This is a genomic window from Bradyrhizobium sp. SZCCHNS1022 (assembly GCF_032484835.1).
Taxonomy (GTDB): Bacteria; Pseudomonadota; Alphaproteobacteria; order Rhizobiales; family Xanthobacteraceae; genus Bradyrhizobium.
Window position 1 is genome coordinate 2,575,512 of record NZ_JAUETT010000001.1, and the last position, 21,981, is coordinate 2,597,492.

At 65.2% G+C, this 21,981-nt stretch carries 20 protein-coding genes; all 20 read left to right on the forward strand.

Annotated features, from left to right (window positions below):
- The first annotated feature begins 15 nt into the window (after nt 1-15).
- The 20 genes from uxuA to QX071_RS11725 all read left to right on the forward strand — a co-directional run bounded on the left by uxuA (nt 16) and on the right by QX071_RS11725 (nt 21,918).
- Nucleotides 16-1,212, forward strand: a complete 1,197-nt coding sequence (gene uxuA / locus QX071_RS11630; RefSeq protein WP_315700678.1) for a mannonate dehydratase — start codon at nt 16-18, stop codon at nt 1,210-1,212.
- Nucleotides 1,213-1,304: 92 nt separating this feature from the next.
- Complete coding sequence (locus QX071_RS11635; RefSeq protein WP_315700677.1) at nt 1,305-2,072, forward strand: glucose 1-dehydrogenase; 768 nt, start codon at nt 1,305-1,307, stop codon at nt 2,070-2,072.
- Nucleotides 2,073-2,093: 21 nt separating this feature from the next.
- Complete coding sequence (locus QX071_RS11640; RefSeq protein ID WP_315700676.1) at nt 2,094-3,125, forward strand: L-idonate 5-dehydrogenase; 1,032 nt, start codon at nt 2,094-2,096, stop codon at nt 3,123-3,125.
- Nucleotides 3,126-3,136: 11 nt separating this feature from the next.
- On the forward strand, nt 3,137-4,060 hold the full coding sequence (locus QX071_RS11645) for a sugar kinase (protein ID WP_315700675.1): 924 nt from the start codon (nt 3,137-3,139) through the stop codon (nt 4,058-4,060).
- Entirely contained in the window at nt 4,057-4,701 is a 645-nt protein-coding gene (gene eda, locus QX071_RS11650; protein WP_315700674.1) for a bifunctional 4-hydroxy-2-oxoglutarate aldolase/2-dehydro-3-deoxy-phosphogluconate aldolase, read from the forward strand. The genes QX071_RS11645 and eda overlap by 4 nt, the downstream gene beginning before the upstream one ends.
- 284 nt (nt 4,702-4,985) lie before the next feature.
- On the forward strand, nt 4,986-5,954 hold the full coding sequence (ytfQ, locus tag QX071_RS11655) for a galactofuranose ABC transporter, galactofuranose-binding protein YtfQ (RefSeq protein WP_315700673.1): 969 nt from the start codon (nt 4,986-4,988) through the stop codon (nt 5,952-5,954).
- 201 nt (nt 5,955-6,155) lie between these two features.
- A complete protein-coding gene (locus QX071_RS11660) occupies nt 6,156-7,697 on the forward strand; it encodes a sugar ABC transporter ATP-binding protein (protein WP_315700672.1) in 1,542 nt (513 codons plus the stop codon).
- Nucleotides 7,694-8,686: an ABC transporter permease gene (locus QX071_RS11665; RefSeq protein ID WP_315700671.1), complete on the forward strand. Its 993-nt coding sequence runs from the start codon at nt 7,694-7,696 to the stop codon at nt 8,684-8,686. The genes QX071_RS11660 and QX071_RS11665 overlap by 4 nt, the downstream gene beginning before the upstream one ends.
- The gene (gene yjfF, locus QX071_RS11670) at nt 8,683-9,663 is read left to right on the forward strand and encodes a galactofuranose ABC transporter, permease protein YjfF (RefSeq protein WP_315700670.1); all 981 of its coding nucleotides are present in this window, start codon (nt 8,683-8,685) and stop codon (nt 9,661-9,663) included. Before QX071_RS11665 ends, yjfF begins: the two co-directional genes overlap by 4 nt.
- Complete coding sequence (locus QX071_RS11675) at nt 9,660-10,400, forward strand: FadR/GntR family transcriptional regulator (protein ID WP_315700669.1); 741 nt, start codon at nt 9,660-9,662, stop codon at nt 10,398-10,400. The genes yjfF and QX071_RS11675 overlap by 4 nt, the downstream gene beginning before the upstream one ends.
- Nucleotides 10,397-12,133 carry an IlvD/Edd family dehydratase gene (locus tag QX071_RS11680; protein ID WP_315700668.1) on the forward strand — a complete coding sequence of 579 codons (1,737 nt, stop codon included), beginning with the start codon at nt 10,397-10,399 and terminating at the stop codon, nt 12,131-12,133. Before QX071_RS11675 ends, QX071_RS11680 begins: the two co-directional genes overlap by 4 nt.
- A gap of 9 nt (nt 12,134-12,142) precedes the next feature.
- On the forward strand, nt 12,143-13,072 hold the full coding sequence (locus QX071_RS11685; protein WP_315700667.1) for a dihydrodipicolinate synthase family protein: 930 nt from the start codon (nt 12,143-12,145) through the stop codon (nt 13,070-13,072).
- A gap of 2 nt (nt 13,073-13,074) precedes the next feature.
- Nucleotides 13,075-14,001, forward strand: a complete 927-nt coding sequence (locus tag QX071_RS11690) for a Gfo/Idh/MocA family oxidoreductase (protein ID WP_315700666.1) — start codon at nt 13,075-13,077, stop codon at nt 13,999-14,001.
- A gap of 4 nt (nt 14,002-14,005) precedes the next feature.
- Nucleotides 14,006-15,085, forward strand: a complete 1,080-nt coding sequence (locus tag QX071_RS11695) for an aldose epimerase family protein (protein ID WP_315700665.1) — start codon at nt 14,006-14,008, stop codon at nt 15,083-15,085.
- Nucleotides 15,085-15,966 (forward strand): SMP-30/gluconolactonase/LRE family protein, encoded by an 882-nt coding sequence (locus QX071_RS11700; RefSeq protein WP_315703065.1) that lies wholly within the window; start codon nt 15,085-15,087, stop codon nt 15,964-15,966. The genes QX071_RS11695 and QX071_RS11700 overlap by 1 nt, the downstream gene beginning before the upstream one ends.
- A gap of 109 nt (nt 15,967-16,075) precedes the next feature.
- Nucleotides 16,076-17,146: a multiple monosaccharide ABC transporter substrate-binding protein gene (gene chvE, locus QX071_RS11705; protein WP_315700664.1), complete on the forward strand. Its 1,071-nt coding sequence runs from the start codon at nt 16,076-16,078 to the stop codon at nt 17,144-17,146.
- Between the two features lie 152 nt (nt 17,147-17,298).
- Complete coding sequence (gene mmsA, locus QX071_RS11710; RefSeq protein ID WP_315700663.1) at nt 17,299-18,870, forward strand: multiple monosaccharide ABC transporter ATP-binding protein; 1,572 nt, start codon at nt 17,299-17,301, stop codon at nt 18,868-18,870.
- Between the two features lie 5 nt (nt 18,871-18,875).
- Complete coding sequence (gene mmsB, locus QX071_RS11715; RefSeq protein WP_315700662.1) at nt 18,876-20,066, forward strand: multiple monosaccharide ABC transporter permease; 1,191 nt, start codon at nt 18,876-18,878, stop codon at nt 20,064-20,066.
- Nucleotides 20,067-20,289: 223 nt separating this feature from the next.
- The gene (locus QX071_RS11720) at nt 20,290-21,747 is read left to right on the forward strand and encodes a putative sulfate exporter family transporter (protein ID WP_315700661.1); all 1,458 of its coding nucleotides are present in this window, start codon (nt 20,290-20,292) and stop codon (nt 21,745-21,747) included.
- Between the two features lie 18 nt (nt 21,748-21,765).
- Nucleotides 21,766-21,918, forward strand: coding sequence for a hypothetical protein (locus QX071_RS11725; RefSeq protein ID WP_315700660.1), 153 nt, complete (start codon nt 21,766-21,768; stop codon nt 21,916-21,918).
- Nucleotides 21,919-21,981 lie beyond the last annotated feature (63 nt).

The following is a 21,981-nucleotide window of genomic DNA, read 5'->3' on the forward strand; positions in this document are numbered from 1 at the left end:
AGAAAGGTGGACGACATGGAACAGACGTGGCGCTGGTTCGGACCCGATGATCCGATCAGCCTGCCGCAGGTCCGTCAGGCCGGCGCGACCGGCATCGTGACGGCGCTGCATCACATTCCTTATGGCGTGGTGTGGAGCGCGGACGAGATCGTCAAGCGCATCGGCATGATCGAGGCGGATTCGTCGCTCCGGCTGCGCTGGAGCGTGGTCGAGAGCCTGCCAGTGGCGGAAGCGATCAAGCTTGGCGAGGGCGATCTCGCGCCGCTGTTCGACAATTACCGGCTGTCGCTGCGCAATCTCGCCGCCTGTGGCGTGACCACCGTCTGCTACAATTTCATGGCCGTGCTGGACTGGACGCGCACGGAGCTCGCCTTTCGGCTTCCCGGAGGCGCAACCGCGTTGCGCTTCGATGCCGATCGGTTCGCAGCGTTCGATTGCTACATCCTGGAGCGGCCAGGCGCCGAGGCGGAGTTCTCCTCCGACGTGCTCGACCGCGCCCGGGCCTGGATGGCCCAGGCCTCGGAATCCGACAAGCACCGTCTGCTTGCGACCATCATGGCGGGATTGCCCGGGGCGTTCGATCGCTACGATGTGCCCGGCTTGCGCCGCATGCTCCAGCGCTATCGCGATATCGGTCATGCCGAGCTGCGCGCCAACTATGCGCGCTTCCTGCGTGAGGTGGTGCCGGCGGCGGAGGAGTGTGGCGTCAGCCTCTGCGTCCATCCCGACGATCCGCCGCGCGATCTGTTCGGACTGCCGCGCGTGGTGTCGAATGCCGAAGATCTGCAGTTCATCGTGGATGCCTGTCCGTCGCGGGCCAACGGCATCACCTTCTGCACCGGCGCGCTTGGGGCTGGCGGCCAGAACAACGTGCCGGCGCTGGCCGAGCGGTTCGCGCCGCATATCCGTTTCGTCCATTTGCGCAACGTCACCAAGATGCTCGATGGCTCCTTCATGGAGGCGGAACATCTGCGCGGCGACGTCAACATGGTTTCAGTGGTGACGACGCTGTTGAAAGAGCAAGCCCGTCGCAACGCTGAGGGCGAGCCGGACTGGCGGATTCCGTTCCGGCCCGACCACGGCCACGAACTTGCCGACGACATTGGCCGCGGCACCCATCCCGGCTATCCGCTGGTCGGCCGGCTCAAGGGCCTTGCCGAGATACGCGGTGTCATGACGGCGATTGCCGCCATCAACCGGCTGCCCGTCTGACGGAAACCGGGCGGCGCGCTGAACGGCGGCTTGTCAGCGCTCGTTCCGTGATTGAGGATGCCTGTCCGAATTTTTTCACATGAGTTGAACCGATGTTGACCTCGCTCTTCGATCTCACCGGCCGCACCGCCCTTGTGACGGGTTCCTCCCGTGGCCTCGGCCGTGCCATTGCCGAAGGCTTTGCACGCGCCGGCGCGCGGCTTGTCATCAACGGCACCGATCCGGCGCGCACGGACGCGGCTGCCGCGGAGTTTCGTGCCACCGGTCATCAGGCGGAGGCGTCTGCCTTCGATGTGACCGACGAAGCCGCCGTGATCGGGGCGTTCGAGCGGCTCGATGCCGCCGGCATTGCGATCGACATCCTCGTCAACAATGCCGGCATTCAGCATCGCAAGCCGCTGCTGGAGTTCACCTCAAGCGAATGGCGCAGGGTGATCGAGACCAATCTCACCAGCGCCTTCATTATCGGCCGCGAGGCGGCGAAACGCATGATCCCGCGCGGCCGCGGCAAAATCATCAATATCGGCTCGCTTGCGAGCGAGCTTGCGCGGCCCACCGTCGGGCCCTATACGGCGGCGAAGGGCGGCATCCGCAATCTCACCCGGGCGATGGCGGTGGAATGGGCGCAGCACGGCGTCCAGGCCAATGCGATCGGTCCGGGCTACATGCTGACCGACATGAACCAGGCTCTGATGCAAAATCCTGATTTCAACAGCTGGCTGATGTCGCGCATACCCTCCAAGCGCTGGGGAAGACCTGACGAGCTGGTAGGCGCAGCCATCTTCCTCGCCTCCGAGGCGTCGGCTTATGTCAACGGCCAGACCATCTATGTCGATGGCGGCATGCTCGCCGCGATGTAATTGGGAAGCGGAGAGAGGCTCATGCGCGCCGTCGTCATTCACGCGCCGAAGGATTTGCGGATCGACTCGTTTCCGGACTCGGCGCCCGCTGCAGGTCAAGTGCGCGTGCAGATCGCCAACGGCGGCATCTGCGGCTCCGATCTGCATTACTATCATCACGGCGGCTTCGGCACCGTCCGGATTCAACAGCCGATGGCGCTGGGCCACGAGATTGCAGGCGTGGTTGCCGCGGTGGGCGCGGGCGCAACTGAGCTTGCGGAAGGGATGCGCGTCGCCGTCAATCCGAGCCTGCCTTGCGGCTACTGCGCCTATTGCCGCGAGGGGCTGCGCAACCAGTGCCTCGATATGCGCTTCATGGGCAGCGCGATGCGTAATCCCCATGTGCAGGGTGGCTTCCGTGAATTCGTCACGGTCGAGGCCTCGCAGGTGGTTCCGATCGCCCCGACATTGTCGCTCGCGGAAGCCGCCATGGCAGAGCCGTTGTCGGTCTGTCTGCACGCCGCGCATCAGTCCGGATCGCTGCTCGGCAAGCGCGTGCTGGTGACCGGCTGCGGGCCGATCGGCGCGCTGTCGGTTCTGGTCGCGCGTTACGGCGGCGCGGCGGAGATCGTGGTCACCGATATCGCCGATGCGCCGCTCGCGTTCGCCAAAAAGCTCGGCGCAAGTCACGCGCTCAATGTCGCACATGAGCCCGCTGCGCTTGAGCCGTGGCGCGCCGGCAAGGGGACGTTCGACGTGCTGTTCGAGGCCTCCGGCAATCAGGCCGCGCTCCGTAGCGCGCTGGACGTGATGCGGCCCGGCGGCGTGATCGTGCAGCTCGGGCTCGGCGGCGAGATGACCTTGCCGCTGAATACGCTGGTCACCAAGGAACTGCAGTTGCGCGGCACCTTCCGCTTCGACCGCGAATTCGTGCTGGCGCTCAAGCTGATGGGCGAGGGCCTGATCGATGTGAAGCCGCTGATCACGGCGTCGCTGCCGTTCGAGCAGGCGGTTGCAGCGTTCGAGCTCGCCAGCGACCGCGCGCAATCCATGAAGGTTCAGCTCACCTTTTGACGGGTGTTTCGATGAAAATCGCCTGCATCGGCGAGTGCATGGTGGAATTCGCGCAGGCCGACGGCGATCTGTTCCGGCGCGGCTTCGGCGGCGATACACTCAACACCGCGCTCTATCTCTCGCGTCTCGGGATCGACACCTCCTATGTGACGGCGCTCGGCGACGATCCCCTGAGCGAGATGATGCTGGCGGCCTGGCGCGCCGAGGGCATCAAGACCGACGAGGTGATGTGCATCTCCGGCCGCGTGCCCGGGCTCTACATGATCGAGCGCGACGCCAAGGGCGAGCGCAGTTTCCTGTATTGGCGCGACCGCGCGCCGGCGCGGGAGCTCTTCGATCGGGCCGACGATGCGATGCTCGACCGGCTCGCCGGCTTCGATTGGCTCTATTTCTCCGGCATCAGCCTGTCCCTGTATGGCGAGACCGGCAGGGCCAGGCTGCGGGAGCTCTTGGTCGCCACGCGCGAGCGCGGCGGCCGGGTCGCGTTCGACGGCAACTATCGCCCGCGCGGCTGGGCCGACAAGCAAGCCGCGCAGCGGGCGTTCGATGCCATCCTGCCGTTGGTCGATCTCGCGCTGCCGACGCTGGAAGACGAGCAGATGCTGTTCGGCGATGCGACAGCCGACGCCTGCATGGAACGGTTGAAGGCGATCGGCGTCAGCGAGATCGTCGTCAAGCGCGGTCCGCTTGGATGCCTGATCCATGCCGGCGGCAAGAGAACCGAGGTTCCGCCGCATCAGGTGGTGCAGCCGATCGACACGACTGCGGCCGGCGACTCCTTCAATGCGGGCTATCTCGCCGCCCGCATCAGCGGCGCTTCACCCGGCGATGCGGCCCATGCCGGGCACCGGCTGGCGGCTGCGGTCATCATGGCGCCAGGCGCGGTGATCCCGCGTGCGGCGATGCCGCAGCGTATTTTCGAAAGAGAGCAATGATGAGCATGCAGGACAAGCGCGCGAAGCTCGACGCGATCTTTGCGCTGGCACCGGTGATCCCGGTCATCACCATCGAGGACGCCAAACAGGCCGTGCCGCTCGCACGCGCCCTGGTCAAAGGCGGACTGCGCGCGATCGAGATCACGCTGCGTACCCAAGCCGGTCTCGATGCGGCACGCGCGATCATCGCCGAAGTGCCGGAGGCCTCGGTCGGCATCGGCACCGTGCTGACATCAGCCGACTATGAACGCGCGGCAAAGCTTGGCGCTGCTTTCGCGATCAGTCCCGGCCTGTCGATCGAACTGTTGGAAGCAGCGGCGCAGGGCACGCTGCCGTTCGCGCCGGGCATCCAGACCCCGTCGGATCTGATCGCCTGCGTCACCAGAGGCTATGAGCTGGTGAAATTCTTCCCCGCGGTGCCGGCCGGTGGATTGGCTGCGCTCGATGCGCTCACCGGCCCGTTCCCGACCGTCCGCTTCTGTCCGACCGGCGGCATCAACGCCGGTAACGCCGCGCAATGGCTCGCGCACAAGAAGGTCGTCGCGATCGGCGGTTCCTGGGTGGCACCTGCGGCCGACATCAAGGCAGGTGCGTGGGATGCGATCGAGAGCCGCGCGCGGGCCGCCGCCGCGCTGCGATAGAGCTGTCATGATCCTCAGACTGAAGCCGCTGGCGGTGTCGTGCCGCCAGCAATCTTGCCAAGATTACGGAAACTTCTAAAACTTACGGTTGGTGTTCCGAAGGGCCGCCAGCCAGGCATCCCCCTCTCTTCCGCAAAACGTCTAATAGTCAAATAATATGACTAGTCAGAGTGCCGCTTCCGTGAAATAACGGCCGCGCTGGCCACGAGGCCGGCCGGAAAGGTGCAACAGCACCTGCGACGCGGGATCGAACCCGCCGGATCGTTATTGGGAGAACGCGCCATATGACTCTTAAAGCCCTTCTTCTTGCGGCCTCCGCTACCGCCGCTTTGATGTTCGCGCAGCCGGCGAGCGCCGCCCAGCTCACCATTGGTTTCTCCCAGATCGGATCGGAATCCGGCTGGCGCGCGGCAGAAACCTCGGTTTCCAAGCAGGAGGCGGCCAAGCGGCAGGTCAATCTGAAGATCGCCGACGCGCAGCAGAAGCAGGAGAACCAGATCAAGGCGATCCGCTCGTTCATCGCGCAAGGCGTGGATGCGATCTTCCTTGCTCCCGTGGTCGCGAGCGGCTGGGACGCCGTGCTGAAGGAAGCCAAGGAAGCCAAGATCCCGGTCGTGCTGCTCGACCGCGACATCGATCCCTCGGGGAAGGATCTGTATCTCACCGCCGTCACCTCCGACAGCGTGCATGAGGGCGAAGTTGCCGGCGAGTGGCTCGCCAAGACCGTCGGCGAGAAGGCCTGCAACGTCGTCGAGCTGCAGGGCACGGTCGGCGCCAGTGTCGCCACCAATCGCAAGAAGGGCTTCGACACCGTCGTCGCCAAGCATCCGAACCTGAAGGTGGTGCGCAGCCAGACCGGCGACTTCACCCGCGCCAAGGGCAAGGAGGTGATGGAGAGCTTCATCAAGGCCGAAAACGGCGGCAAGTCGATCTGCGCGGTCTATGCGCATAATGACGACATGATGGTCGGCGCGATCCAGGCGATGAAGGAAGCGGGTCTCAAGCCCGGCAAGGACATCCTCACCATCTCGATCGACGCTGTGCCGGACATCTTCAAAGCGATGGCCGCCGGTGAAGCCAACGCCACGGTCGAGCTGACGCCGAACATGGCCGGACCCGCGCTCGATGCGATCGTTGCCTACAAGGACAAGGGCACCACGCCGCCGAAGTGGATCCAGACCGAGTCCAAGCTCTACACCGCGGCGGACGATCCGCAAAAGGTCTACGACAGCAAGAAGGGCCTCGGCTACTGAGCCGAGAGCTCTGATGGACGTATCACCGTCGTCCTGGCGAAAGCCAGGACCCATAACCACAGACGCTGGCGAGGCGCGCGGTATTGGCCATGTGCCTAATTGAATCGGTCCGCGGTATGGGTCCCGGCTTTCGCCGGGACGACGCAAATACATCGCGCGGCGTCCGTACATGGTGCGGACGCCGGCGTGGTTGACCTTGCGATGCAAACAAATATCGGTCCCATATCGCCGCTGCTTGAAGTGCGCGGACTTGCCAAGAGTTTTGGCACGCTGAAGGCCTTGCAGGAGGTCGATTTCACGTTGCGCGAAGGCGAAATCCACGCGCTGCTCGGCGAGAACGGCGCCGGCAAGTCGACGCTGATCAAGGTTGTCACCGGCGTGTTCGCGTGTGACGCCGGCGTCGTCAGGTTGTCAGGAGTGGAGATCGCGCCGCGCTCGGCCAAGGCCGCGCTCGACGCCGGGATCGCCACGGTCTATCAGGAAGTGAATTTGCTGCCGAACCTGTCGGTGGCGCAAAACCTCTATCTCGGGCGGCAGCCGACGCGCTTCGGCGTGGTGCGCGAGGCCGAGATGCGGCGGCGCGCCAAGGCGCTGCTCAACGGTTTCGGCCTCGATATCGATGTCGGCGCGCCGCTGTCGAGCTATTCGGTCGCGATCCAGCACGTCACCGCGATCGCGCGCGCCGTCGACCTGTCGGCGCGCGTGCTGATCCTGGACGAGCCGACCGCGAGCCTCGACCGTCACGAGGTCGAGATCCTGTTCAAGGTGATGCGCCAGCTTGCGGCTGGTGGCATCGGCATCATCTTCGTCAGCCATTTCCTCGACCAGGTCTATGAGATCTGCGACCGCATCACGGTCTTGCGCAACGGCCGCCTGATCGGTGAGCGCGAAACCGCCGCGCTGCCGCGGCTGGACCTGATCCGGATGATGTTGGGGCGCGAGCTCGCCGAGACCACGGAGACGCGCGCAGCCGAACAATCAGCCAACGCGGGCGAGGTCTGCGCCGGCTTCAAGGGGTACGGTAAGCAGGGGTATGTCGCGCCGTTCGATCTGGATCTGCGTCGCGGCGAGGTCGTCGGCCTCGCCGGCCTGCTCGGTTCCGGGCGCACCGAGACCGCGCGGCTGATCTTCGGCGCCGAGCGCGCCGATACTGGCGAAGCTAATGTCGATGGCAAGCCGGTGCGGCTGAATTCGCCGCGCGATGCCGCGCGCCTCGGCTTCGGCTATTGTCCGGAAGAGCGCAAGACCGAGGGCATCGTCGCCGACCTCACCGTGCGCGAGAACATCGTGCTGGCGTTGCAGGCGCGGCGCGGCCTGCATCGGCCGCTGTCCCGCCGCGAGCAGGACGAAATCGCGATGCGCTTCATCCGTCTGCTCGACATCCGCCCCCCGGACCCGGAGCGACCGATCGGGCTGCTCTCCGGCGGCAATCAGCAGAAGGCGCTGCTGGCGCGCTGGCTCGCCACCGAGCCGCGGCTGTTGCTGCTGGACGAGCCGACCCGCGGCATCGATGTCGGCGCCCATGCCGAGATCATCCGCCTGGTGCGTGAGCTCTGCGACCAGGGCCTCTCGCTGCTCGTCATCTCCTCCGAGCTCGACGAGATCGTCACCTATTCGAACCGCGTCGTGGTGTTGCGCGACCGCGCCCATGTCGAGGAATTGAAGGGCGAGGCGATCGAAGTCTCCAGCATCCTGGCCGCGATCGCCGCCGATGCTGCCTCAGCGCAAGAGGCGGTGTCATGACGCTCCGCCTGCCGCGCCGTGGCCTTGCGCAAGTGCTCGCGCTGCTCGTGATCCTGCTGGTCGATCGTGCGGTGTCGCCGCAATTCTTCAACCTGCATCTGCAGGACGGACGGCTGTTCGGTTCGGTCATCGACGTGCTCAACCGCGGCACGCCGGTGGCGCTGCTTTCGCTCGGCATGGTGCTGGTGATCGCAACCGGCGGCATCGACCTGTCGGTCGGCGCGGTCATGGCGATTGCCGGTGCCACGGCGGCGAGTCTCGCCGATAGCCATTCGTTGCCGGTCGTGCTCGGGGCGGCGCTCGGCGTCGGCCTGCTCTGCGGCCTCTGGAACGGAATCCTTGTTGCGGTGCTGCGCATTCAGCCGATCGTCGCCACGCTGATCCTGATGGTGGCGGGGCGCGGCATCGCGCAGCTGATCACGGAAGGCCGCATCGTCACCTTTACCTCGCCAGATCTGGTCTGGTTCGGCAATGGCGCCGTGCTCGGGCTGCCAGCGCCGGTCGCCATCGCGATCGGCATGCTGCTGCTGACCGCCGGCGTCGTGCGCGGCTCTGCGCTCGGGCTTCTGATCGAGGCGACCGGCGGCAATGCCCGCGCGAGCGAACTCTCGGGCGTAGGCACCCGCGCCATGATCCTCTCGGTCTATGTCTGGTGCGGCATCTGCGCCGCGCTCGCCGGCGTGATCGCGGCCGCCGACATCATGGGCGCGGACGCCAACAATGCCGGGCTTTGGCTCGAGCTCGATGCGATCCTTGCGGTGGTGATCGGGGGGACCTCGCTGTTCGGCGGGCGTTTCAGCCTGATCCTCGCCGTCGCCGGCGCGCTGATCATTCAGGCGATGAACACCGGCATCCTGTTGTCGGGCTATCCGCCGGAGCTCAACCTGCTGGTCAAGGCCGTCGTGGTGCTGACCGTCCTGCTCGTGCAATCGCCGCGGCTCGGCGAGTGGTCCGGATTCGTTGCGCGCTGGCGGAGCAGCAAGCCATGAAACGCCTGTCCCCGATCGCCGTCACCGCGCTAGTGCTCGTCGCCGGCTTCGCCCTTTGCGCGCTGCAGTTTCCGAACATCGCCTCGACCCGCGTGGTCGCCAATCTCCTCACCGACAACGCCTTCCTCGGCATCGTCGCAACCGGCATGACCTTCGTGATCATCTCCGGCGGCATCGACCTGTCGGTCGGCTCGGTGATCGGCTTCACCACCGTGTTCGTGGCGCTCGCGATCGAGCGCTGGGGCATTCCGCCTTATCTGGCGTTCGCCATGGTCCTGTTGCTCTGCGCGTTGTTCGGCGCTGCGATGGGGGCCATCATCCATGTCTTCGACCTGCCGCCCTTCATCGTCACCTTGGCCGGCATGTTCCTGGCGCGCGGCGTAAGCTTCCTGCTTTCGACCGAATCGATCCCGATCACGGCGCCGATCTATTCCACCGTCTCCGACTTCGCGATCCACCTTCCTGGCGGCGGGCGGCTGACCGCGATCGCCATGGCGATGCTGCTGGTGCTGATCGCGGGCGCGCTGTTGCTGCATCTCACGCGGTTCGGCGCCAATGTCTACGCCCTCGGCGGCAGCCGCGCCACCACGGCGCTGATGGGCATCCAGGTGGGGGCGATGACGGTGCGCATCTACATGCTCTCCAGCGTACTCGCGGGTCTCGCCGGAATCGTCTTCTCCTTCTATACTGCGGCCGGCTACTCACTCTCCGCTGTCGGCGTCGAGCTCGACACCATCGCCGCGGTGGTGATCGGCGGCACGCTGCTCACCGGTGGACAGGGCTCGGTGATCGGCACCTTTTTAGGGGTACTGATCCAGGGCATGATCCAGACCTACATCAATTTTGACGGCACGCTTTCGAGCTGGTGGACCAAGATCGCGACCGGCGTGCTGCTGTTCGCCTTCATTGCACTGCAGCAGGGCTTGATGGCGCTCTCGCGCAGCTCGGCGGCCAAGACGGTGAGGGGCCACGCATGACCTCGAGCATCGTCGTCATCCCGACCCGGCGGGCGCATTCCAACCACGCGGAAGTCGCGCGCAGCATCGGCATCGACATCATCGCCGGGCGCTATTCTGAAGGCACGCGGCTGCCGGGCGATGCCGAGCTGATCGCGATGTTCGGGGTGTCGCGACCGGTGCTCCGCGAAGCCGTGAAGACACTGGTCGCCAAGGGCCTGCTCTCGACCAAGGCCCGCGTCGGCACCGTCGTGCGCGGGCGGGCGGACTGGAACATGTTCGATCCCGACGTGCTGGCCTGGCATCTGGACGCCGGCATTGGCCGGCGCTTCCTTTCCGACCTCGCCGAGATCCGCCTTGCCGTCGAGCCGCGCGCGGCGGCACTTGCGGCGGAACGTCGCACTGAGAACGACCTGTCGGAGATGCGCAAGGCGATGGAGTGGATGCGAAGCGAGCCGTCCACCTCGATCGCTTTTGCGGAAGCCGATCTCAGCCTGCACGTTGCGGTCGCCAACGCCGCCGGCAATCCCTTCATGCGCTCGATCGGCGCCGTCATCGAGGCGGCGCTACGTGCCTCCTTCGTGCTGAGCGCGCCGGTGGAGAGCGCCGATCGCGAGACGGTTCTGATCTGGCACCAGAGCATCGTCGATGCCATCGCCGCGCGGGATGCCGAGGCGGCGTCGGCGGCAATGATCGAAGTCATTCACAACGGCCGGCGGCGCCACGCGCAGTCGGTCGAACAGGCGAATCAGAAATGAGCAACGACACACCCAAGAAACCGCTGCGCAGTCAGGCGTGGTTTGGCCGCCAGGACAAGATGGGCTTCTATTATCGCTCGTTCCTGAAGAACAGCGGCACGCCGCAGGACCGCTTCGAGGGGCGGCCGGTGATCGGCATCTGCAACACCTGGTCGGAGCTCACGCCGTGCAACGCGCATTTTCGCGTGATTGCAGATCACGTGCGGCAGGGCGTGCTCGATGCCGGCGGCTATCCGCTGGAGTTTCCGGTCTCCTCGCTCGGCGAGGTGACGATGCGCCCGACTGCGATGCTGTTCCGCAATCTCGCCTCGATGGACGTGGAGGAGGCGATCCGCGCCCATCCGCTCGACGGCGTCGTGCTCCTGATGGGCTGCGACAAGACCACGCCGGCGCTGTTGATGGGCGCTGCCTCCGCCGACCTGCCGACCATCGGCGTCTCCGGCGGGCCGCAGCTGCGCGGCGTCTATCGCGGCCAGATCATCGGCTCCGGCACCAACATCATCTCGATGAGCGAGCAGCTGCGCGCTGGCGAGATCACCTTGGCGGAGTTCCACGAGGCCGAGGCGGCGATGAACCGCTCCGCCGGCAGCTGCATGACCATGGGCACCGCCTCGACCATGGCCTCGATGGTCGAGGCGCTTGGCATCGGCCTGCCGGAGAATGCCGCCATTCCTGCTGCCGACGCGCGGCGCAACCTGCTGGCACGCATGGCCGGCCGGCGGATCGTCGAAATGGTCGGCGAGGACCTCAAGCCATCGGACGTCCTGACCCGTGCCGCTTTCGAGAACGCGATCCGGACCTTGGCTGCGATCGGCGGCTCGACCAATGCGGTGGTGCATCTGCTCGCCATCGCCGGCCGCCTCGGCGTAGAGCTCTCGCTCGATGATTTCGACCGGCTCTGCCGCGACGTGCACTGCCTGGTCGACCTGATGCCGTCCGGCCGCTTCCTGATGGAAGATTTCTACTACGCCGGCGGCCTGCCAGCGGTGCTGCGCGCGCTCGGCGAGCGCGGGCTGCTGCACAAGGATGCGCGCACCGTCAACGGCAAGACGCTGTGGGAGAATGTGGCCTCCGCGCCGAACTGGAATTCCGAAGTGATCACGCCGTTCGAGACGCCGTTCAAGACCGAGGCCGGCATCGCGATCCTCACCGGCAATCTCGCGCCCAATGGTGCCGTGATCAAACCATCGGCCGCCTCGCCGGAGCTGATGCGCCATACCGGCCGCGCCGTCGTGTTCGAGAGCGTCGAGGAAATGCACGACGCGGTCGATGACGAGAGCCTCGACATCGACGCCTCCTGCATCATGGTGCTGAAGAATTGCGGGCCGAAGGGGTATCCGGGCATGGCCGAGGTCGGCAACATGCCGCTGCCGGCCAAGCTGTTGCGCCAGGGCGTGCGCGACATGATCCGCATCTCGGATGCCCGCATGTCCGGCACCGCCTATGGCACCGTGGTGCTGCATGTCGCCCCGGAAGCCACCGTCGGCGGTCCGCTGGCACTGGTGAAGAACGGCGACATGATCACGCTCGACGTCGCCGCGCGCGCGCTGCATCTGCATGTCAGTGACGAGGAGCTCGCGACGCGCCGTGCCGCCTGGACTCCACCGAAGCCGCATGCGGCGCGCGGCTATCAGAAGCTCTACATCGATCACGTGTTGCAGGCCGATCGCGGCGTCGATTTCGATTTCCTGGTCGGCCACAGCGGCTCGCCCGTGCCGCGCGACAATCACTAGAGGTGTTGCATGACCGCATCCGCCACCCCGCGCTATAAAGGCGTCTTCCCGGTCGCGCCGACCGTGTTCGATGCCGACGGACGCCTCGACATCGAAGGCCAGAAGCGCGCGATCGACTTCATGATCGATGCCGGCTCGCACGGCATCTGCATCCTCGCCAATTTCTCCGAGCAGTTCGTGCTGACCGATGACGAGCGCGACGCGGTGATGACGGCGGTGCTGGAGCATGTCGCGGGGCGCGTGCCTGTCATCGTCACGACCACCCATTTCTCGACCTTCGTCTGCGCCGAGCGCTCGCGCCGGGCGCAGGAGCTTGGGGCCGCCATGGTCATGGTGATGCCGCCCTATCACGGCGCCACGTTCCGGGTGCCGGAGGCCGCGATCTACGATTTCTACAAGGGTGTGTCGGATGCGATCTCGATTCCGATCATGGTGCAGGATGCGCCGGTCGCGGGTACGCCGCTGTCGGTCGCCTTCCTTGCCCGCATGGCCAAGGAGATCGAGAATCTCGCCTATTTCAAGGTCGAGGTGCCGCGCGCGGCCGAGAAGCTGCGCGCGCTGATCGAGGCCGGCGGCGCGGCGATCGAAGGCCCGTGGGACGGTGAGGAGGCGATCACCCTGATGGCCGATCTCGATGCCGGCGCGACCGGCGCCATGACCGGCGGCGGCTATCCCGACGGCATCCGTCAGATCACCGATCCCTACTTTGCCGGCGAGCGCGACAAGGCGGTCGATGCCTACCAGCGCTGGTTGCCGCTGATCAATTACGAGAACCGGCAGTGCGGGCTTGCCGCCTGCAAGGCGTTGATGAAGGAGGGCGGCGTCATCAGGCATGACACGCTGCGCAGCCCCCAGCCGGCGATGCATCCGGCCACCCGCGCCGGCCTGATCGAGCTTGCGCGCCGGCTCGATCCGGTCGTGCTGCGCTGGGGACGCTGAGCATGGGCGAGCTTCGAGTGGCCATTGTCGGCTTCGGCAAGATCGCGCGCGACCAGCATGTGCCGGCGATCTCCGCCACCGATGGCGTGACGCTCGCGGCGGTCGCGAGCCGCAATGCCTCGCTGCCGGGCCTGCCGCATTTCAGCACGATCGAGGATCTGTTGCGCGAGGGACCCGAGATCGATGCGGTGGCGCTCTGCACGCCGCCGCAGGTCCGCCGCGCGCAAGCGGTCGCCGCGCTGCAGGCCGGCAAACATGTGATGCTGGAGAAGCCGCCGGGCGCGGCGGTGAGCGAGCTCGATCCGTTGATCGCGCTCGCCGCCGAGCAGAAGCGCACGCTGTTTGCGACCTGGCATTCCCGCTATGCGCCGGCCGTCGAGCCCGCGCGCGAATGGCTGGCCTCGCGCGAGATCCGCAACGTCAAGATCGAATGGAAGGAAGACGTGCGCGTCTGGCATCCGGGCCAGGGTTGGATCTGGGAGCCCGGCGGGCTCGGGGTGTTCGATCCCGGCATCAATGCGCTCTCCATCCTTACGCGGATATTGCCCGAGCCGGTATTCGTCACCGCGGCCGATTTGTCGTTCCCGTCCAATCGCGCGGCACCGATCGCGGCAACCCTTGAACTCACCGATACCAACGCGCTGCCGATCATAGCTGAATTCGATTTCCGCCAGACCGGCCCGCAGAGCTGGGACATCATCGTCGACACCGACGACGGGTCATTGAAGCTGTCGAAAGGTGGCGCCAGGCTGGTGGCGGGCGACGAGGTGCTGGTGGACGAGAAGGAGGCCGAATATCCCGGACTCTATCGTCGCTTCGTCGAACTGACCGCGCGCGGCGCGATCGACGTCGATCTGGTGCCGTTGCGGCTGGTGGCCGATGCGTTCCTGCTCGGCAGCCGCCGCCTCGTCGAGCCGTTCGAGGATTGACCGCATGACAGGCGTACGGATCACCGAGGATGTGTTCGGCACCCTGCCTGACGGGCGCGCGGTGGATCGCGTCACGCTGCGCGGCGCGCAGGGCTTCGAGGCGCGGATCATCACCTATGGGGCCGCGCTGCAGGCGCTCGTCGTGCCTGACGCCAATGGTGTTTGCGACGACGTCCTGCTCGGCCATGATGATATCCAGGGCTATCTCGCGCATCGCCAGTTTTTCGGCGCCACCGTCGGCCGCTACGCCAACCGCATCGCCAACGCGCGCTTCGTGCTCGATGGCCAGACCGTCCGGCTCAACCCCAATGACGGGCCGCATGCGCTGCATGGCGGACCGGACGGCTTCGATCGCCGGCTGTGGCAGATCACCAAGGTCGAGGAAGGCGCCCAGCCGGCGGTGACTTTGCTTTATGTCAGCGCTGACGGTGAAGAGAACTATCCTGGACGGCTCGACATTCGCGTCACCTATCGCCTGACCGGCCCGACCGAGCTGTCGGTGGAGTTCGTGGCCAGGACCAGCCGTCCGACCATCGTCAACCTGACCAATCATAGTTTCTTCAATCTCGACGGCGTGTCGGCGCAGACGGATATCCTCGGCCATCGGTTATCGGTCGCCGCGGATCATTTTCTCGCGATCGACGAGAGCGCGATCCCGCTGCCCGGGCCGCCGCGCCCCGTCGCCGGCACGCCGTTCGACTTCCGCGAAGCGACCGCCATCGGGGCACGCATCCGCGCAGCCGATCTGCAGCTTCGCAGCGGGCGTGGCTATGACCACAATTACTGTCTGCGCGATGCCGGCGGCCTGCGACTCGCCGCGCGATTGGAAGCGCCGCGCTGCGGCCGCGTCATGGAGCTCCTGACCAACCAGCCCGGACTGCAGGTCTATTCCGGCAACTATCTCGACGGCACCAAAGGCGGCAAGGGGCGGCTGCATCGCCAGTCCGATGCGATCTGCCTGGAGCCGCAGAACTGGCCCGACGCGCCCAACCGGGCGGATTTTCCGAGCCCGCGGCTTTCGCCGGATCAGACCTACAAGCACACCATTGTATATCGCTTCTCCACCACGGGGGTCCGCGCATGATGGAGCAGGTGCCGACGTCCGTGCTCCACGCCGAGCGCTGCCACCTCGGCGAGGGGCCGACCTATGATCCCTTGACCGACATTGCGTGGTGGTTCGACATCCGCGAAGGCCTGCTGTTCGAGGCGACACTGAGCAGCGGTGAGGTGCGGCGCCATGTGCTGGGCAAGATGGCCAGCGCGCTGGGGCGGATCGATGCCGTGCGCCAGCTGATCGTCGCCGAGGACGGGCTCTATATCCGCGACGTCACCAATGGCGCGCTCTCGCTCTATCTGTCGCTGGAAGCGGATAATCCGGCGACGCGCTCCAACGATTCCCGGGTCCACCCCTCGGGTACGTTCTGGATCGGCACCATGGGCCGCAAGGCGGAACGCGAGCTGGGCGCGATCTACGCGCTCCATCGCGGCGAGATCGTCCGGCTGTTTCCGAACATCACCATCCCCAACGCGATCTGCTTCAGTGCCGACGGCGCGATCGGCTATTTCACCGACAGTGCCGAGAACGTGCTCTATCGCGTCGAACTCAATCCGGACACCGGCCTGCCGCGCAGTACGCCGACGGTATTGGTCCGGCATCGCGGCGGTGGCGATCTGGACGGTGCGGTGGTCGATGCGGAGGGCAGGATCTGGAATGCGCGCTGGGGCGCAGGCTGTGTCGACGTCTACAGCCCGCAAGGCGTGCACCTGCGCTGCGTCAAGGTGCCGGCGAGCCAAGCCAGCTGCCCGGCCTTCGTTGGCGCCGATCTGTCGCGCCTGCTGGTGACTTCTGCCTGGCAGGACATGGATGAGGCCGCGAAGGCGGCCGATCCCGAGCACGGGCGAACCTTTCTGCTGGAGGTCGGCGCGCGCGGTCGCGCCGAGCCCGACGTCAGGCTCTCGAGCTAAGAGGAGGATCGTTCAGCAAGGCGAGTGGGTGCTACCGAACTATCCAGGAATCGCGATCGCGGATCGCAGGTTTGTTTGTTCAACGTCGAAAAGACAAAGGGAGTGAGACATGTTGAGAGTAAAGACCATCATGGCTGCGGCGCTCGCCGGCCTCGGCGCGATCGCGCTGTCCGGCGCAGCCATGGCGCAGAGCAAGCCGACCATCGGCATCGCCATGCCGACCAAATCGTCCGCGCGTTGGATCGATGACGGCAACAACATGGTGAAGGTGCTGAAGGAGCGCGGCTACAACACCGACCTGCAATATGCCGAGGACGACATCCCGAACCAGCTCTCGCAGGTCGAGAACATGGTCACCAAGGGATCCAAGGTGCTGGTGATCGCCGCGATCGACGGCACCACGCTGTCCGACGTGCTGAAGCAGGCCAAGGCGGCCGGCATCACCGTGATCGCCTATGATCGCCTGATCCGCGATACGCCGAATGTCGATTACTACGCGACCTTCGACAACTTCCAGGTCGGCGTGCTGCAGGCGCAATCGATCGTCGACAAGCTCGGCTTGAAGGACGGCAAGGGGCCGTTCAACATCGAGCTGTTCGGCGGTTCGCCCGACGACAACAACGCCTATTTCTTCTACAACGGCGCGATGTCGGTGCTGAAACCCTATATCGACTCCGGCAAGCTGGTCGTCGCCTCGGGCCAGATGGGCATGGACAAGGTCGCGACGCTCCGCTGGGATGGCGCCACCGCGCAGGCCCGCATGGACAACCTGCTCAGCGCCTATTACGGCAACAAGCGTCTCGACGCCGTGCTGTCGCCCTATGACGGCATCTCGATCGGCATCATCTCGTCCGTGAAGGGCGTCGGCTATGGCAGCGGCAACCAGCCGATGCCGATCATCTCCGGGCAGGATGCCGAGGTGCCGTCGGTCAAGGCGATCCTGCGCGGCGACCAATACTCGACCATCTTCAAGGACACCCGCGACCTCGCCAAGGTGACCGCCGACATGGTCGATGCCGTGCTGAACGGCAAGCAGGTGCAGGTCAACGACACCAAGACCTACAACAACGGCGTCAAGGTCGTGCCCGCCTATCTGCTCAAGCCGGTGGTGGTCGACAAGAGCAATTGGGAGAAGGTCCTGGTCGGCAGCGGCTACTACAAGAAGTCGCAGGTCGAGTGATGCTTCCTTCGATTCCCTCTTCCCGCTTGCGGGGAGAGGGGGCAGGGTGAGGGGGAGGCGCCGCGAACGCGAATGGTTGGGTTCGCAGCGGCTCCCGTTCATCCGTCCCCGCAGGCGGGGAGAGATGAGGTCAAGGACAGGGACACAAGGCGATGACGGCAATCCTGGAGATGCGCAGCGTCAGCAAGAGCTTTGGCAATGTGCAGGCGCTGCGCGACGTTAGCTTTACGGTCGAGGCGGGCGAGATCCACGCCCTCGTCGGCGAGAATGGCGCCGGCAAGTCGACCCTGATGAAGGTGCTGAGCGGCGTGTATCCGCACGGCCGCTATGAGGGCCAGATCATTTTTGAGGGCGAGGAGCGGCGGTTCCGCGACATCAATGATTCCGAGGCGCTCGGCATCATCATCATCCATCAGGAACTCGCGCTGATCCCGCTGATGTCGATTGCCGAGAACATCTTCTTGTCGCATGCACCGTCACGCCTGGGTGTCATCGATCGAGACGAGGTGTACCGGCGCAGCCGGGAGCTGCTGGCGCAGGTGGGCCTGAAGGAATCGCCGGATACGCTGATCACCGATCTCGGCGTCGGCAAGCAGCAACTGGTCGAGATCGCCAAGGCGCTGTCCAAGCGGGTCAAGCTGTTGATCCTGGACGAGCCGACGGCGAGCCTGAACGAAGCCGACAGCCAGGCGCTGCTCGATCGGCTCATCACCTTCCGCGAGCAGGGGATTGCCTCGATCCTGATCACGCACAAGCTGAACGAGGTCGCCCGTGTCGCCGATCGCATCACGGTGCTGCGCGACGGACGGACCGTCGACAGCATCGATTGCCACGCCGAGCCGGTCCTGGAGGACCGGATCATCAAGAGCATGGTCAATCGCGATATGGCGCACCGTTTCCCGGAGCGCCAGCCGAAGATCGGAGAGCCCGTCTTCACGGTCGAGAACTGGTCCGTCTATCATCCGCAGCATCACGACCGCCAGGTGATCAAGAACGTGAATTTCGCGGTGCGCCGCGGCGAGATCGTCGGCATCGCCGGCCTGATGGGGGCCGGCCGCACCGAATTCGCCATGAGCCTGTTCGGCCGCTCCTGGGGCACCCACATCACCGGCCGCGTCCGGCTCGAGGGACACGATGTCGATCTCTCCAGCGTGCCGGCCGCGATCGATGCAGGCCTCGCCTACGTCACCGAGGACCGCAAGCAGCTCGGCCTGATCCTGGCCGACGACGTCCGCAAGAACATCACCTTGGCGAGCTTGGATCAGGTCGCGCCGAAGGGGGTGATCGACGACATCGCGGAACTCAAGGCCGCCGCCGGCTATCGCGGGCGCATGCGCATCCGCTGTTCCGATGTCTATCAGGAGACGGGCCAGCTCTCGGGCGGCAATCAGCAGAAGGTCGTGCTGTCGAAATGGCTGATGACCGACCCCAAGGTGTTGATCTTGGACGAGCCGACGCGAGGCATCGACGTCGGTGCAAAATACGAGATTTATTGTATCATCAACGAACTGGCCGAGGCGGGTCGCGGCGTGGTGGTGATCTCGTCGGAAATGCCGGAACTGCTCGGCATCTGCGACCGGATCTGCGTCATGAACGACGGCGCCTTTGTCGGCGAGTTTCCGGGCCATGAGGCGACGCAGGAGAAGATCATGCGTGCTATCATGCGCAACGAAGCCATTAACAATCAACAGGACGGCCGCCTCGTGGAGCGGGTGGGAGGATAACGATCATGACCGACAAGACGGTTTCGCTTCCCGAGGAGCGGCCGCACGGCGGCTTCCTGAAGAACAATCTGCGCAGCTACGGCATGATGCTGTCGTTGGCTGCAATCATGCTGTTCTTCCAATTCATGACCGACGGCACGTTGCTGCAGCCGCTCAACCTGACCAACCTGGTGCTGCAGAACAGCTACATCGTCATCATGGCGCTGGGCATGCTGCTGGTCATCGTCACCGGGCATATCGATCTGTCGGTCGGATCGGTCGCAGGTTTCGTCGGCGCGGTCGCCGCCGTGCTGATGGTCCGCTACCACGTCGATTTTCCGCTCGCCATTCTGGCCTGTCTCGTGGTCGGGGCTGCGATCGGCGCGGCGCAGGGCTATTGGGTGGCCTATTTCGGCATTCCCTCCTTCATCGTCACGCTGGCGGGCATGCTGGTGTTCAAGGGCCTGGCGCTGGCGCTGCTGCAGGGGCAGTCGGTCGGACCGTTCCCAGGAACCTTCCAGAAACTGTCCTCCGGCTTCATCCCGGAAATGTTCCCGAGCGCGGCGCATCTCTATCCGACCTCGCTCGCGATCGGCGGACTGCTCACCTTGGCGTTGGTCTATGCCAGCGTGAAGGGGCGCTCGCGTGAGCAGGCGCATGGCATCGAGGTCGAGCCTTACGCCTTCTTCGCTGCGAAGAACCTCGTCCTGGCGGCGGTGATCCTGTACTTCACCTTCCTGATCGCCTCGCATCGCGGTTTGCCCAACGTGCTCGTGATCATGACCGTGCTGATCGCGCTCTACGGCTTCATGACGCGGCGAACGGTGGTGGGCCGGCAGATCTATGCGGTCGGCGGCAACGCCAAGGCGGCCAAGCTCTCGGGCATCAAGGCCGAGCGGCTGGTGTTCATGACCTTCGTCAACATGGGGGTACTGGCGGCGCTGGCCGGCCTGGTGTTCGCCGCGCGTCTCAACACCGCGACCCCGAAAGCTGGCCTCGGTTTCGAGCTCGACGTGATCGCGGCCTGCTTCATCGGCGGCGCGTCGGCCTATGGCGGCGTCGGTCGCGTCGGCGGTGCGGTGATCGGCGCCATGATCATGGGCGTGATGAACAATGGCATGTCGATCCTCGGCATCGGCATTGACTATCAGCAGGTGATCAAGGGCCTGGTGTTGCTGGGCGCGGTCTGCATCGACGTCTACAACCAGCGCCGTTAGCGTGGCTCCAAGGCCGTTGCGTGGCGCAGCCGCGCCCGCAACAGGCACCGCACAGGAACGTTCTCCTACTCCGGGGGACTTCGGCGCGGTGTTTGTGCTCCAGATAAGACGAAGAAAAAAATTCTATAAGATTGCCTGCTTGCCCCGACATGGTTTCATAACGCGCGGATTGCAGCGGCTGAGCCGCGCTGGGCGCTGAGGGGATTTTATGTCGGATATTGCGGTGAGACCCGCCACAGGGGTCGTCTCCAAGGGAAGCTTGACGGAGGACTGGCTGGCGCTCGTGATCGGCGTGCTGGTCTTCGCACTCGCTCTGTTCAGCCTAGCCGGCACCGATCTGCTCGGCTGGGCGGTGACGACGTCGGTCTATACCGACATCGGCAAGGCGCTGGCACCGGTCGCCAAGGGCTATGCGGCGCTCGGCGGTCTCGGTGCGCTGATTGCGACCTTTGCATCGCTGCTGGTCGTACTCACAGCCGGGGTTGCGGCGCTGGGCGGCGACGTCAAGCGTTTCGCGCTCGCTTTCACCGTCGTATTCGCGATCGCCTATGCGAGCTGGATCGTCGGCAGCTATGCCTATGTTGCGGCAGTTACGCCGGCGGAGCAGCAGAAATTCGGCATTGCCTGGTCGCTGAAGCTGACCAATGAGGGCGGCTTCGTCGTCGCGCTGCTGTCGGGCCTGGTGATCGCCAATTTCTTCCCGCGTTTTGCCGAGTGGCTGAAGGAGGCGATCCGCCCCGAACTCTACATCAAGATCGCGATCGTGATCCTCGGCGCCACCATCGCGGTCACCGCAGCGGGCCGGCTCAACCTCGCGTCCTCGGTCCTGCTGCGCGGCGTCGCCGCCATCATCGAGGCCTATCTGATCTATTGGTCGGTGGTGTATTTCGTCGCCCGCAGATTCTTCGGCTTCAGCCGCGAATGGTCGGTGCCGCTCGCATCGGGCATCTCGATCTGCGGCGTGGCCGCGGCGATCGCCACCGGCGGCGCCATCCGCGCGCGCCCCTCGGTGCCGATTTTGGTCTCCTCGCTGGTTGTCGTGTTCGCGGTGGTGGAGATCCTGATCCTGCCGTTCCTGGCGCAGACCTTGCTGTGGCAGGAGCCGCTGGTCGCCGGCGCCTGGATGGGCCTTGCGATCAAGACCGATGGCGCGGCGGTGGCCGGCGGCGGCATCACGGAATCGCTGATCATGGCCAAGGCGGCTGCCGAAGGCATCAAATATCAGCCGGGCTGGATTCTCGCGACCACCGCCACCGTGAAGGTGTTCATCGACATCTTCATCGGCATCTGGGCCTTCATCCTCGGCTATATCTGGACCAACTACATCACCCCTCGCGCCGACAAGGCAAAGACCTCCGAGATCTGGGAGCGATTCCCGAAATTCATTCTCGGCTTCGTGGTCGTGTTCGCAATCTCGCTCTGGCTTGCGGTCGGCACCACGCCCGAGATCGCGAAGGCGCTGCCTGCGGCGGCGGGCGAGGCCAATGTGTTCCGGGTGATCTTCTTCATCCTGACCTTCTTCTCGATCGGCGTGCTGTCGGATTTCCGCAAGCTCTGGCAGGACGGTTTCGGCAAGCTCGCCGCGGTCTATGTGGTCAGCCTGTTCGGCTTCGTGATCTGGGTCGGCTTACTGATTTCCTGGCTGTTCTTCAGCGGCATCAAGCCGCCGCTCGCCAGCTGAGTTCGAGGAGAAGTGGCCATGTCAGCCAATGATCTGAATGCGCAGAACAACAATGGGGCCGAGCCGCTGCTGCCGATCGAGAAGAAGCTGATCGGCTACAGCCTCGGCCTCGGCATCGTGCTGTTGGTGATCCTGGTCGCGATCAATCACCTGTATCCGGCACAGCTTTGACAAGCGCGTAGTTCAACCGATCGAGTCATTTGCGAGGCGCCGAATGCGACAAAGCAATCCAGG